Below are 14,071 nucleotides of genomic sequence, written 5' to 3'. Positions count from 1 at the left end.
TAGGTCATAACTGTAAGGGTTTGCCATAGGAATGCACAAATCAATCACTTCTCTATATATCCTACGTCCTAACTGAGATGGCGACTGCTATAATTCGATTAGATTGTAATCAGGACTATAAGCGGATAGATATTCTCAAATAATATTCGGGAAATTCTTTTCAATCTCGCCACAAATATCTTTACGTTTATGGTAACTAGCATTATCTAGAAAAATGATTATTTTCGGATCATGCTCTCGTCTTCGAGACTGTTTCCTAAATCTAACCATTCTTGCACAACAAATTTATGTAGCTGTTTCAGCTGTTAATAAAATGTTTCTGCATTTCCTCTTTCAACAAAATAACATATTCGTTTTTTATCGAAAAGCCTTAAACCTCCCATCATGTTTATTCGACCTCTACTACGTTGAAGAGTGACTTTATTAGATTATTGTCAGTATCTACTTAGTAGCCAATTTAGCCTATACAACTGGTCAAACTATTTATCAAATCAAGCATAACTTGCTTTCTAATTATTTAATACAGCAACTGAAACGCCCAAGTATTCTTATGTGCTTGGTTTGATTTAAATTGTCGCGTGTCAGGGCTGCACCCTACTGGATAATGCATATTTAATTTCACCAGATGTCTATCTCTTTCTTTTTTCTTCCCTTTGCGTTCTTGGCGTTCAACTCTTGGAGACGCTGCGCGTTGGCAAAAGCCTCTCGCAGAGATGGCGGTTCGTTTCCTTATCTATATTTTTCACGACTCCTGCAAGGATTACGGTCATTCAATTCGTCACGGAGTTATGAAATGCTGTACTTAGTCAAAAAGAGGAGATTCCAAAAAACCAGAGTGAATAAAGTAGGAGAAGTAAGTATTGAGTAGTTTATTGTCCACAGGTGGGCAGGTAATATTACTACCTACTAACCCACTAACTGTATTGTGAGTATCAAATTGCAGAGATTTTGGTTGAAAATAGACTTCAGAAATTGATTGTTGCTGCTCTGGAAGCTTTTCAGATAAGAAAGATAAAAAAGGGTATAAAGCATTTTCTGGCATATTTGGAACAATAAATATGACTTTATAAAGCCAATCCTCAAAAGGAATCTGTTGAATTGAATAGCCAAAATTCTGTATCCAGTTAACAAGCTGATTCCATGAGATTGATTGAGGATTAGAGATGTGAAATATTCTTCTATTAAGAGCTTTTTCTTTTGATAACTGGATGATCGCACGGCTGATGTAATCAACAGGAACAATATCTACTGGCATATTCCAATCAGGTGCTAATCCTAGTTGAATACAGCCCTTGATCAGGCTGCGTAAAAAGTCGGGACGGTTACAAATTCCTGTTTGACTGTGTCCTTCTATCCAAGTGGGACGATAGATAGTTGTGGGAATTCCTCGCTCAGAAGCAAGTGTAACTAATTTTTCTGCAACCCATTTGCTTTGTGTGTAACCGTAGAGACCATGTGGGCGATCAGCTTCCTGTTCTAAAATGACTTGCGTTTCAGTATAGGCAGTCGGTGAAAAAACGCCAACGGTAGAAAGGAAATGAACTGGTTTAATCTTAGTTCGACTTGCTAATCTCAGAACTTCTTGTGTACCTAAAACGTTTGCAGCTTTTAGCACAGAGTATGGATAAACGAAGTTAACTAATGCACCGTTGTGGTAGATAGTATCGATAGTTTCTGCCAAAATTTTAAATTGTTCAGACGGTAAGCCTAGTAGTGGTAGCGATATGTCGCCGATAACAGGAATAATTCTGAAGCTTCTATTTTGATTCCAAAGTTTGTAAGATTCCAGTATGGTTTTGATGCGTTGGCTACCTTCTTGAATATTATTAGCCCTAATTAAGCAATGAACCTTCACCTGGGTTTGTTCAAGTAATTCGTGAAGCAAGAAAGCTCCCAAAAAGCCTGTTGCACCAGTTAACAAAACATTGACTGGTTCAAAAACTAATTCAAGTGATGCAGTTTTAGAGTTAATTGTTGGATCTAAAATAGCATCAGCTTGTAGATCGAAGGTAGGATGAATAGTTAATGCTGGCTCATCTCCAGCTTTTATTGCTGTAATGATTTTAGATAGTTCTGCAATACTGGGAGCTATGAAAATATTTTGTAAGGATAACTCGATCTGGAATGTTTTTTGTACCTGCAAAAGCATCCGGGCTAACAACAGAGAGTATCCTCCCAAGTCAAAAAAGTTGTCATGAATTCCAATTTGTTCCAGTCCCAAAATTTGAGTTGCGATCTCAGCTAATCGCTGTTCAACATAGTTACGAGGGGTAACAAAAGCTTCCTGTGAATTAGGTCTAACTCTGTTTGGTACAGGCAATGCTCGGCGATCAACCTTGCCACTAGGCGTAATTGGTAGAGCTTCCATAGCGACGAAGGCAGCAGGAATCATGTACTCAGGTAGTTTTTGTTTGAGAAAAGCACGAAGTTGTGGTAATAGATTGACAAGATTAACTGTCTGTTCGTCTTCAAAGTTATTAGCAAGTTTGTTTTGAGTGGTTATTTCAGGGAGAGAATACTGTTGTAGTTGTCCAGTTTGCGATGTAGCTGAAGAATTATCTTCAGACTCTTGTTGCTTAAGACAAAGATAGGCAACTAAGTGCTTTTCACCAGGCTGATCCTCGCGGACTATTGCAACCGTTTCCTTAACCGCAGGATATTGGTTAAGTACAGTTTCAATTTCTCCTGGCTCAATCCGGTAGCCACGAATTTTTACTTGCTGATCTATCCGTCCTAAATACTGAATATTGCCATCGGCAAGATATTTTGCCAAGTCACCTGTCTTATACAAGCGCTCGCATTTGTCAAAAGGACTGACAATAAATCTTTCTGCTGTCAAGTCAGGACGGTTGAAATATCCTCTTGCTAAACTGACACCACCAACATATAACTCGCCAGGAACTCCAACAGGCACAGGCTGTAAGTGTGAATCTAGCAGATGTATTTGGGTGTTAGCAATTGGTTGTCCTATTGCTGGCAAAATTGGCCAATCTTGCGGTGAACCACTCAACCTCAAGGCTGTAATTACATGAGTTTCAGACGGACCATAATGGTTGTGCAAACTACAGTTAGTTAACTGACTAAATAAATGTGCGATCGCTGTTGTGATGCGTAATTGTTCCCCAGCAGTAATCACCTCAGATAAACTAATCGGTATGATTGTTTCCATCTGTGCTACTTCCGCTAACTGTTGCAGTGCCACAAACGGTAAAAACAGCCGTTCAATACCTGCTTGGTTGAGAAATTTTAGCAGCCTAATAGGGTCACGGCGCATTTGTTCGGAAATCAAAACCAGTGTACCGCCTGTGGTGAGGGTAGCAAAGATTTCCTGGAAGGAGACATCAAAACTAATAGGAGTATATTGGAGTGTCTTAGCACTAGAACCGACTGTTGAATTTTGCCACTGCCAAGCAATTAAGTTGACAAGCGGACGGTGAGGCATTGCCACACCTTTGGGTTTACCTGTTGAACCAGAGGTGTAGATGACGTATGCTAGATTGTCTGGAGTAACTTCGCTTTGGGGATTGGTTGTCGGATTTTGGGCGAGCGCTTCCCACTCACTGTCTATGTAAACTATCCGTATGTTAGGTGTTGCTACTTTTTCGATTAGATTCTGCTGTGCCAATAGTACCGACACTTGTGAGTTGTTGAGCAGAAATGCTAAACGTTCTTGAGGATAAGCCGGATCTAGTGGTAAATAAGCCCCGCCTGCTTTGAGAATTCCTAAAAGTCCGATCGCCATCTGGGGTGATCGCTCAATGCAAATACCGACAACAACATCTGGTTTAACACCAAGGGTTTGCAAATAATGTGCTAGTTGATTTGCTTGCTGATTCAATTCTCGGTAAGTCAGGTGTTGTCCTGCAAATTCAATAGCGATCGCATCTGGTGTTTGCTCTACTTGGGCTGCAAACAACTGGTGAATACATTCTTGAGGAAAATCTCCTTGGGTCTGATTCCATGTATTGAATTGTTGTTGTTCGGCTATACTTAACAAGCAAATATCTGAAACTTTCGCATCTAAGTTAACAACGATATCCTTTAATAGTTTTTGGAAATGTTCAGCCATGCGGGCGATCGTAGTCGCTGCAAATAAGTCGGTACTATACTCGAAGTAACCTACTAGACCAGTTGGTGTTTCAGTTAATTCCAAAAACAAATCAAATTTGACAGTTTTATTATCAAAGGGCAGGTGAGTTAACGTTACACCCGGCACTTCCCAAGTGCATCTGGGCGTATTCTGCAAGTTAAATACAACTTGAACCAGTGGGTTATGGTTGAGAGTGCGATCGGGTTGTAATGTTTGCACCAGTTCCTCAAATGGTAAGTCCTGATGAGCATAAGCTTCTAAAGTCACCTCTCGAACTCGGTGTAGCAACTGCCGAAAACTAGGACAACCAGATAAGTCTGTTCGCAGGACGATGGTATTGGCAAAGAACCCTAGCATCTTTTCTAGTTCCGGGCGATGGCGATTAGCAACGAGTGATCCAATCGCAATATCGTCTTGTCCAGTATAGTAAAATAGTAATGTTTGGAAGGCGGTTAGCAGTGTCATAAATAAGGTAGCCCCTTCTCTACGACTCAATTCCTGAAGTTCTTTGGTTACAGGTGTGGATAAACTCAAGAAGTGACGTGCCCCTCGATAGGTTGACACTAGCGGTCGGGGGAAGTCTGTTGGTAATGACACTATGGGTGGTAGACCATTTAATTGCTGTTGCCAATAGGCAAGCTGATGTTCTCGGATTTCACCCTGCAACCACTGTCGTTGCCACACCACAAAATCAGCATACTGAATAGTTAAATCTGACAGGGGAGAAGTCTGTTCTAATGCAAAGACAGTGTAGAGAGTCCCCAGTTCCTTCAATAATACGTTGATTGACCAACCATCACAAACAATATGATGCAAGTTGATCAAAAGAAAATGCTCCGTTTCACTCAGCTTAAAGAGTGCAGTACGCAGCATGAGATCCTCAGATAAATCAAAGGAGCGTCTAGCCTCTTGGATAATTAATTCCCAAACTTGGCTTTCTTGTGTTGTTGAATCTATTACAGGTAGTTTAAAGGTTGGAGATGGATGGATCACTTGTATAGGTTGCCCATCCACAGCTTTAAAGGTAGTACGTATAATTTCATGACGGTTGATAATTTCTTGGAAACTTTGCTCCAAAGCTTGAACATTCAAGAAACCATTGAGGCAAAAGGCTTCTGGGACATTATAGAAGGGATTATTTGGTACTAACTGATCCAGAAACCACAATGGCTCCTGTACGAATGCCAAAGGTAAGTTAGCGTCGCGTCCTACTGGTTGAATAGGGAGAATCTGTGTACTTCGTATTTGTTGCCTATCTGTTTCTATAAGCTTTGTAAGATCAGCGATTGCTGCTGACTCCAGTAGACAACGCAAAGGCAACTCGACTTGAAAAACATCTCGAATACGAGAAATTACCTGAGTTGCTAGAAGTGAATGTCCTCCTAAATCCAAAAAATGATCATAAATTCCTACTTGCTTTAAGCCGAGAATGTCAGCCCAAATATTTGCTAGTGCCATTTCTGCCGGGGTTTGAGGAGCAACCCAATTCTCTTGGTTAGTTTCGTAGCTTGGTACAGGTAGGGCATTGCGGTCAACCTTACCACTAGGAGTCAGTAGCAGTTTTTCTACTAGCGCGATCGCACTCGGTATCATGTACTCTGGTAGCTGTGTCCGTAAAAATTGCCGCAGTTCAGTTAGAGAAATTGCTGGGGCATCCCTATTACCAACCACATAGGCGACTAAACGCTGTTCACCTGGTACATCTTCTCGTGTAATTACTACTGCCTGCCGTACTTGAGGATATTGTTCAAGTACAGTTTCAATTTCTCCTGGCTCAATCCGGTAGCCACGAATTTTTACTTGCTGATCTATCCGTCCTAAATACTGAATATTGCCATCGGCAAGATATTTTGCCAAGTCACCTGTCTTATACAAGCGCTCGCATTTGTCAAAAGGACTGACAATAAATCTTTCTGCTGTCAAGTCAGGACGGTTGAAATATCCTCTTGCTAAACTGACACCACCAACATATAACTCGCCAGGAACTCCAACAGGCACAGGCTGTAAGTGTGAATCTAGCAGATGTATTTGGGTGTTAGCAATTGGTTGTCCTATTGCTGGCAAAATTGGCCAATCTTGCGGTGAACCACTCAACCTCAAGGCTGTAATTACATGAGTTTCAGACGGACCATAATGGTTGTGCAAACTACAGTTAGTTAACTGACTAAATAAATGTGCGATCGCTGTTGTGATGCGTAATTGTTCCCCAGCAGTAATCACCTCAGATAAACTAATCGGTATGATTGTTTCCATCTGTGCTACTTCCGCTAACTGTTGCAGTGCCACAAACGGTAAAAACAGCCGTTCAATACCTGCTTGGTTGAGAAATTTTAGCAGCCTAATAGGGTCACGGCGCATTTGTTCGGAAATCAAAACCAGTGTACCGCCTGTGGTGAGGGTAGCAAAGATTTCCTGGAAGGAGACATCAAAACTAATAGGAGTATATTGGAGTGTCTTAGCACTAGAACCGACTGTTGAATTTTGCCACTGCCAAGCAATTAAGTTGACAAGCGGACGGTGAGGCATTGCCACACCTTTGGGTTTACCTGTTGAACCAGAGGTGTAGATGACGTATGCTAGATTGTCTGGAGTAACTTCGCTTTGGGGATTGGTTGTCGGATTTTGGGCGAGCGCTTCTTCATAATTATCCAAGCAAAAGCGATATGTAGTTTGTAATGACAAACCTTTGCAGAGATGACTTTTAGTTAATAATATAGAAACTTGGGAATTATCCAGCATGAAACTGGTACGCTCTGCTGGATAATTGGGGTCAATAGGAAGATAAGCACCACCTGCTTTTAGGATAGCTAGTATAGCAATAATGAGTTCTAAAGAACGTTCTAAACACAAACCAACGATAATATCAGCTTGCACTCCTAATACTTGTAAATGATAAGCAAGTTGGTTGGCACGCTGATTTAATTCTTGATAAGAAATACATTGAGCTTCCAGTTCTATCGCAATGTTATTGGAAGAATACAGAACTTGAGTTTCAAATATTTGATGAATTAGCGATGTTTCGCTAAAATTGTAAATATAGTTTTCGTAGGAGCAATCTACTTGAAAATTCTTCCCATTTATAATTGCCATATTTTTATTGCCTCAAGCATTTATTGTTTTTTTTTCAGAGAAAATTAGTAACTAAAAGTATACAAAATTATTAGGACTTACGCAAAAATCGCTAAAAAGCTTAATTTATTGAACCGCAAAGATGCCAACATCGCCAAGACTCATAGAGTGTGCGTAAGTCTTAATCATATATAGTAAATAATGTTTGTACAATTTCTTATGGGGTATACCCACAACCAAACTTTGTTTTTTTGAGCTAATAAAATTTTCTAATTCGTCCAATTATCCATTTTTTTTAATCTCATATAGCAGTAATGTGGACAAAGAGGGGTGGATAGGCATCTGCATGAGTTGCACACCAGTAATTCAGGACATTCTAAGCTGTCTCCAATGCAGAACATATTGGCGCTCCACCTTCAGCAATAGGGTCAAACCAGACAGGAAACTTGATAGTAGTTTCGATGATACCGCCTGTTCCATCAGGTATCTTCTTTTTCCTCTCTTCTAAACGTAAAGGATTAATTTCAAAAAGATCAATAAAATTTATCCATTCCTGAGCTAAAGTTCCTGTAAGTGGGTTGACAATCCCTATAGTAGTATCGTAACCAATTACACCAATTTCAAAATAATTGTGAATTCCTTCAGTTTTAACACATTTTAAAATAAAGTCGCTAAATAGTCGATTCATAACATCGCTCAACATCAAGCTTTACTTATACAATACTCCGGACAAAATTAGGCAGCAATAACGCCGTAAGCTCCTAGGTTTTGGTAGTTAGGATGGGATTTAATTACAGTTGGCGAAAGTCCTAACGTTGAAATAAAGGTGTCTAGCAAATGGTCATTGAGTGCGCGTCGCTTGACACTAGCCATTGAAAAGACAAAGGGTTTTTGACCCGACTGCTGTTGATGAGCATTGAGCTTGGCAATATTTAAGGCGGTGAAACTGGCATTGAAATGGAAGTTTAACTTTTTGACGTCCCGTGCTTGACAATCACTCAGTCCGGTAAAGTGTTTCGCATCACCGAAGGTATCGCGGTTTGTAGATGCTGGTTCATCATTGTTCACTGTTTGACAGATATCCCTCTCCGTATTATCTCGTAGTTCTTTTCAGGAATCAAATATGATTCCTATAGCATCTAATTTGATGATAATTAAGCTTAATTATTTAGTATTGATTGCGACTAAAAATTTCAAAAAGAGAGAATTTAAGTATAAAATTCTCAAGCACTGCTAGGTTTAAGGAAAGAATTAAAAATAGAGCCACAAAAATTGTGCCAACTTTTAGCAATCCATTGGCATCGCAGATGTAACATTATCTCTGCGTTATTTTGAAGCCAAAACTTACTATTTCCCAGGGGGAGTAGAGGGGCAGGGGAAGCAAAGATTAAATAGTATTTTTGCTACTAAAATACTCTAAAATATACTTAGTCTCTTCCTCCCCTTTACCCCCCCTGCCTCAAGAGCCTCCCCTGCTTCCCCATCTCACAAAATCGCATTGCTCATCGCTTATTTAAATCAGTAGATGAATTACAATCACTGCTAGATAAGCTGTTGAATCAAGGCGAGTTAGTGATTAAGTGGCATCGGAACATCAAACATAAAGGTAATTTTAGCTATATTGCAGCTTAAATGCTGATTAGCTTAGAACTATCCCTGATGAACATTGACTTGCTATTGACTAGATAAATGCGTAGTGATATTAGGCGACAGCTTTAATCAAATCGGCTGCTTAATCGCCTCGTCTGATCGGTTGAACAACAATCTCACTGACATCCACATCTGCGAGTTGCTTGATCGCAAAAGCAATAGCACGGGCGATGCTGCAAGTAGATCGGTGCGCCGTGCCCCTAATACAACCTGTAAACCTTTTTAAGCAAGTAACTTAGCGATCGCTTCACCAATATCGCTGCTGCTAAGGCGATCGCAATAACTTTGTTTTCTGTAGTTGACATAGTGATTGTTCTCCTTTTTACTTTTGATATTAGTTACCAGGGTAAGCGCATCTCAAACCCTATTGACAAGAAGCATTTGAAGGATCATGATGGTGTGATAAACAAGCAGCAAGAATCGTCAACATATAGTTGTTATCCATAGCGGCTCGATTTGATTTTTGACGATTACTACGCTTGAGCGATCGCTCTAAATTTAGTGCATTAAGTGCTATACGTCGCAGCAACGACAAGTTTTTTGGAGCATGGCCAGTACGGACGCGGCAAGCATCTTCATTGAACGTAACGTCCAAACTCCAATGCAATCCATTTTCAACGCCCCAGTGGAGACGGATAGCTTGCCCTAATTTATGAGCATTGCAGTCTAAACTAGTTAGATAAAATTGCACTTCACGAGTTGTTTTATTCCACAAATGTCGCACCCGCACAACCATAACTAAACATTTCAGCCCGGCCCAATCCGAATGATTATGTAGAGGTGGTAGTTGAGAAACGGGAACACACCACACTTGTCGCTTTTCAGTACGGTGACCACCTTTTTCTACCCGTTCGTCGGAACTATTGGTAATCCCTTCAAACCCAAAAGCCAAGCGTGCAAGAAACCAGTCTAAAACTAGTGTATAAAGTGTAGGATGATTACCTTTAAGCGCTAAAATGTAATCAGCTTTAGCATTAAAAATTTGAGATGTAATTGCGATTTGTGTACCCATTGCATCAATTGTAATAATGCATCCTGCGATATCTAATAATTCTAATAATGCAGGAATTGCAGTAATTTCATTTGATTTGTCAGCTCCTCTCACTTGTCCCAAAACAAGGCGGTACTCGCTCGACCATGCGCTGACTAGATGTAAAGCTGTTTTTCCCAATGTCCGATCATAAGAACCTTTGAGAGTCTTACCATCAATGGGAATCACAAAGCCCCTACTGTCTCAACTATTGATTCTACCCAACGTCTAAAACATCCCTCAAATACCTTTGGGTTAATGCGTTCAAAGACTCGTCGGAATGTATCTGCGCTTGGAATACCTTCAGGTAAAGCTAAAAACTGCTCCAACCATTCGTATTTACTCAATCCATAATTTTCTATGTCCTCCCATCCATTGGCTCCTGCAATCACTGATAGTCTTGCAATTATTAAAATATCTGTTAACAAATGGACACGGGTTCTTTCTACACGAGGGTCTTCTATTTCGCTAAAAATTAATTCCATCTGTTCTGTTAGTGCTAGCGCATTGGCTATACTCAATTTTTTTGAGGTTTTAATCGTTGATTTTGGAGATTTTAAACCTGATGCCATGAGACTGCCCCTGATGCTAGATAGATGCTTTGATTATTAGCCTATTACTGAATGTCTTTAATGCTTAAATATTTTTTCTAATCCCACAATTGTGCAAAATAATCTGTCATTTTAGCTACAAAATTAGATGCGCTTCCCCTGGCATTCCAACGCTTTTATCTTGAATTGAGCGCTGAATGATCAACAAGTATGCAACTGTCCAAAAGATCCCAGAAAGAATTGCAAAAGCGGTTAGGGTCGTCATAGATTTTATGCCTGTCGGAATCACTCGCGTCAGTTCAAAACCATTTGATCGCAACAATGATCGATATTCCGCCTCAGTCCGTTCCCGTCCACCTGCCATCAGCAGCATGATCATGTCAATAAACTTTGCTGGATCGGGTTCGTTACCCGGTGGAATAATGCTTTCGACCAGGAGCAACTTGCTCTGATCTGGCATCGCTCAATGATAGTTCTGGAGAATGAGTGAGGACTTTTCATCATCCCAATCGACAATGACCCGGCGCATCAGGTAAATATCACCACCTGATGGCACACACTCAAAGAAATTTCCAGCAACGGGTTGAATCTTGTCGTCTACACTGACATTGGCAATGATTTCGGGCAGATCAAATAGAATTCCTTTGAGATGGGGATACGACTGCACAATGGCAGAAATTAAGCTGCCCTGCGCTCCACCAACATCGACGATTGTCTTGAATTGGGAAAAGTCATAGCTGGCAGCAACCGCTCGTGTGCCCTCACGTCCTAAATCGGTCATCGACTGCGAGAACATTTGAGCATCTTCGGGATTTTGAGCGTAATAATTCCAAGCCGACATACCTGCGACAGCATCAAACGTAATCTCCCCGGTTTTCAAGCTATGTATGCCATGACTCCAGCCCAAAGAGTGCGCGTATCCCATCTGCGCGAGCGCAACAGACCGCATTAAGTTCGGATGATTGCTTTGTAGCGTTGCAGCTAAAGGAGTCAGTGCAAAACATTGATCTGAGACTTCGGTAAATATGCTGACACTTGCCACACGCATAAGTCGATAGAGCGATTGCGGTTCGGTTTTTGTTTCTGCGGCAATTTGAGCGATCGTTTTCGCCTGATCGTCAAACACATCAGCAATCCCTAACTTCGCAGCAAGATAGATTGATCGAGCAATCCAAAATCCACCGATCAAATTGAGCATCATCTCTTGGGGAGCAATTTCTAGTTTTTTCATCTCAACCCGATCCTCTTTACTCAAATAACTATTGACCCTTTAACCTGTCTCCACTGAGAACCTTCAGCGTAGCTTTTCCGATAGTAAAGAAAAATACTGAGCAACCTGTGTTGCAGGGGTGAAAGGTACTTGAGGGAGCCAGGGAGCATCCCATTTTTGCAGAAATACTGATTAAGGAGTGTAGTATGGGGATAAGACAATACTGACTGGAAGCATAGCCATGACCCCGGAAGAACAAGAACGGTTACAAGCAGCAGTCAAAGAAATCGCGGTGATTCTGTATAAAAATACATCACCATCTGAGTTACAAACCTTGGAAGGAATCGCAAATGCTGGAATACGTCAGTCCCAAAATTGCCTTTTTTTTATCGAAGAAACAACAGGCACAAATAAAGGACGACAGTCTGCTTGGGGGATGGACATGATGGTGTGTGGAAATTATTTAGTGAAATTGGCTGTTCATCAACTCGCCTGGAGATCCTTGATTGGTATCATTTGCGAGAAAATCTTTACAAAGTTGGTGGCTCTGTTAAGCGACAAAAGCTTGCAGAAAACTTCCTATGGACTGGTAAAGTTGGCGTAGCGAGCGCTTTATTTGTTGATTTAGCAAAAAAACAAGCTAAGAAGAATTTTTGTGCATATTTGAGCAAGCATCGAAGCCGGATTATCAATTACGCTTACTACCAGGCGGAGCAGATTTGCTCTATTGGTTCTGGTTCGAATGGCATTAAGAAAAGCCCAAAGGCTTGTGGTTTAAGCAGTTTGCAATTGCTTACGTAATTCATGCCGTGGTTTCGTCATTAAAGGGTAAGCTTTCGGGCGGCGTTTACGAACCCGTGCTTCACTTCTTCCGGGGCGATGTCTGACGACAAGCCGCTTCGCGTCTACGCTGACAGGCTTGTGAGCAATAACTTTTAGTAAAGTACGATAAATTCGCTGACGTTTTGTTGAAGCTGCGGCTAACAATTCGGGAATAAAGTTATTTAAATGATGGCAAGTACCTTGCAATGATAGGCGTAACGGAGGAGTACGGTAAGTGGTACCTGCCGACCACATCAAACCACGAAGTATATTGTAGGCAAGCAAGTAAACGGAAATTTCTTTGCGAACCATTGAAGGTGTTTTACATCGTAAAATATCCATTCCCAAGGTGGTTTTTAGATGCCTTAAATCTAATTCAATGTCCCAGCGTTGACCATAAAGCCCAACGATTTCCAGAGTAGAATAGGTTTTTGTATCTAAGAGAGTAGTAATTAAACTAACTCGTTCAGTGCGAAAGCCAGGAATGACAATGTAATAATAAATCTCTCGCACAGTTATGGTTGAAGGTAGAGTATCAAATGTCTGTGCCAGACACAGCGATGGTGTACCCCCCATGAGGCGGTGGCGATCGCAACAGGGTGGGCAGTTCACCAGGAGCAAAGCCCACTCTTAACGTTAGCAGCGAGCGATCGCAGGTATTGCATCCTGGACTTTCACCTGTTCCATTTTTCCCTAGCCACTCAACGGCGCGATCGCTCACCTTTAGTCTAAAGTCCAGACGTAAGGTGATGCAATTTCTCATGATCCACGGATAGGGCAATTCCAGCCCAGCGCCTCCTAGCATCCCGACACCCCCCATCAACACAACCCTCCCGTAAGGTCGCACCGTCATGATGGCGGCGCGTACCGTCGTCGTACTAACCGAGGGCGGCAGGATATCTAGCACGCAGTCGATCGGGCCCGGTGCCGCCTGCCGCATCCGCTCTTGGTCATCCTCCTCGTCGCCCAAGAGCTTCACAGGTCGGAGACGAGCGCCAAAACGACGCGTCAGATCCTTAAACGTCTTTTCGTTCCGACCCGGCGCAACGACGCATCTCGCCCCCATCGCCAAGGCGACGGCGACGGCCGCACTGCCGAAGTTATCAGTAGCACCGCTGATCAGGATTGTCTCTCCCGCCTGCAAGTTCGCCGCGAGAAGACCGCCATACGGCACGAGAAACGCACCCAGCCCGCACCATCGCGCTGCATCCGCCTCATCAAGCGAACCGATCCGGATGGCGTTTTCCGTCGGGACTAGGATTTGCTCGGCAAAGGGACCATGACGGAATGGCACTAAGAAAAGCTCTAAGCTATGTAAAATAGGGGTTACAGCTTTTAATGCCCATTGAGGATTAAAGGCATGAGAAGCGGCGATCGCAGATAGGAAGATGATGTAGGTTTGCCTAAAAAGTTTTTGAAGGTAGAAAAAGCTTAATCGTTCATGGAATACTTTCTTTAAAACGAGCAAGCACATACGATAATTACTACTGTGACATTACGAGTACAAATCCTCAAGGATAAATTTCGCCAAAGTTTGGGACTACCGTTTAAAGAAGGTAACCGTTCAGGGGGTGCGCCTGCGGCGCACCAGCCAACAATAAGCGTTGTAGCTATTTGACTATAAGGAGTGCTAGCACACAGATGCTCAC

At 41.9% G+C, this 14,071-nt stretch carries 6 protein-coding genes and 6 pseudogenes; 3 read left to right on the top strand and 9 right to left on the bottom strand.

Features of this window, described 5'->3' with window-relative positions; translation table 11 throughout:
* Positions 1 to 138 precede the first annotated feature (138 nt).
* Positions 139 to 422: pseudogene (locus V7K21_RS30270) on the bottom strand (transposase); the annotation flags it as partial.
* Between the two features lie 32 nt (positions 423 to 454).
* On the opposite strand from V7K21_RS30270, the pseudogene V7K21_RS30980 reads away from it, so the two are divergent.
* A pseudogene (locus tag V7K21_RS30980) lies at positions 455 to 565 on the top strand (IS701 family transposase); the annotation flags it as partial.
* Positions 566 to 802: 237 nt separating this feature from the next.
* On the opposite strand, the gene V7K21_RS30265 reads toward V7K21_RS30980, so the two are convergent.
* The 3 genes from V7K21_RS30265 to V7K21_RS30255 form a co-directional block, all read right to left on the bottom strand.
* A complete protein-coding gene (locus tag V7K21_RS30265; protein WP_335179768.1) occupies positions 803 to 7,180 on the bottom strand; it encodes a non-ribosomal peptide synthetase in 6,378 nt (2,125 codons plus the stop codon).
* Between the two features lie 355 nt (positions 7,181 to 7,535).
* A complete protein-coding gene (locus V7K21_RS30260; protein ID WP_335179766.1) occupies positions 7,536 to 7,847 on the bottom strand; it encodes a hypothetical protein in 312 nt (103 codons plus the stop codon).
* A gap of 47 nt (positions 7,848 to 7,894) precedes the next feature.
* Positions 7,895 to 8,227, bottom strand: coding sequence for a hypothetical protein (locus tag V7K21_RS30255; RefSeq protein ID WP_335179763.1), 333 nt, complete (start codon positions 8,225 to 8,227; stop codon positions 7,895 to 7,897).
* Between the two features lie 429 nt (positions 8,228 to 8,656).
* On the opposite strand from V7K21_RS30255, the pseudogene V7K21_RS30250 reads away from it, so the two are divergent.
* Positions 8,657 to 8,791: pseudogene (locus V7K21_RS30250) on the top strand (IS630 family transposase); the annotation flags it as partial.
* 382 nt (positions 8,792 to 9,173) lie between these two features.
* Here the strand turns inward: V7K21_RS30250 and V7K21_RS30245 are convergent.
* Positions 9,174 to 10,411 (bottom strand): annotated as a pseudogene (locus tag V7K21_RS30245) (ISAs1 family transposase).
* A gap of 115 nt (positions 10,412 to 10,526) precedes the next feature.
* A pseudogene (locus V7K21_RS30240) lies at positions 10,527 to 11,588 on the bottom strand (methyltransferase).
* Between the two features lie 435 nt (positions 11,589 to 12,023).
* Here V7K21_RS30240 and V7K21_RS30235 point away from each other — a divergent pair.
* Positions 12,024 to 12,341: pseudogene (locus V7K21_RS30235) on the top strand (ISKra4 family transposase); the annotation flags it as partial.
* 33 nt (positions 12,342 to 12,374) lie between these two features.
* Here V7K21_RS30235 and V7K21_RS30230 read toward each other — a convergent pair.
* From V7K21_RS30230 to V7K21_RS30220, 3 genes are all read right to left on the bottom strand, one after another.
* Positions 12,375 to 13,034 carry a transposase gene (locus V7K21_RS30230; protein WP_335179760.1) on the bottom strand — a complete coding sequence of 220 codons (660 nt, stop codon included), beginning with the start codon at positions 13,032 to 13,034 and terminating at the stop codon, positions 12,375 to 12,377.
* Positions 12,958 to 13,896 carry a zinc-binding dehydrogenase gene (locus tag V7K21_RS30225; protein WP_335179757.1) on the bottom strand — a complete coding sequence of 313 codons (939 nt, stop codon included), beginning with the start codon at positions 13,894 to 13,896 and terminating at the stop codon, positions 12,958 to 12,960. Before V7K21_RS30225 ends, V7K21_RS30230 begins: the two co-directional genes overlap by 77 nt.
* The coding region (locus tag V7K21_RS30220; RefSeq protein WP_335179754.1) for a hypothetical protein at positions 13,878 to 14,071 on the bottom strand (194 nt) is incomplete at its 5' end. The genes V7K21_RS30225 and V7K21_RS30220, both read right to left, overlap by 19 nt.

This window comes from Nostoc sp. (genome assembly GCF_036919595.1).
In the GTDB taxonomy this organism is placed as follows: domain Bacteria; phylum Cyanobacteriota; class Cyanobacteriia; order Cyanobacteriales; family Nostocaceae; genus Nostoc.
The sequence above is the reverse complement of the archived record's forward strand: the minus strand, read 5'-3'. Positions and strand labels throughout refer to the sequence as shown.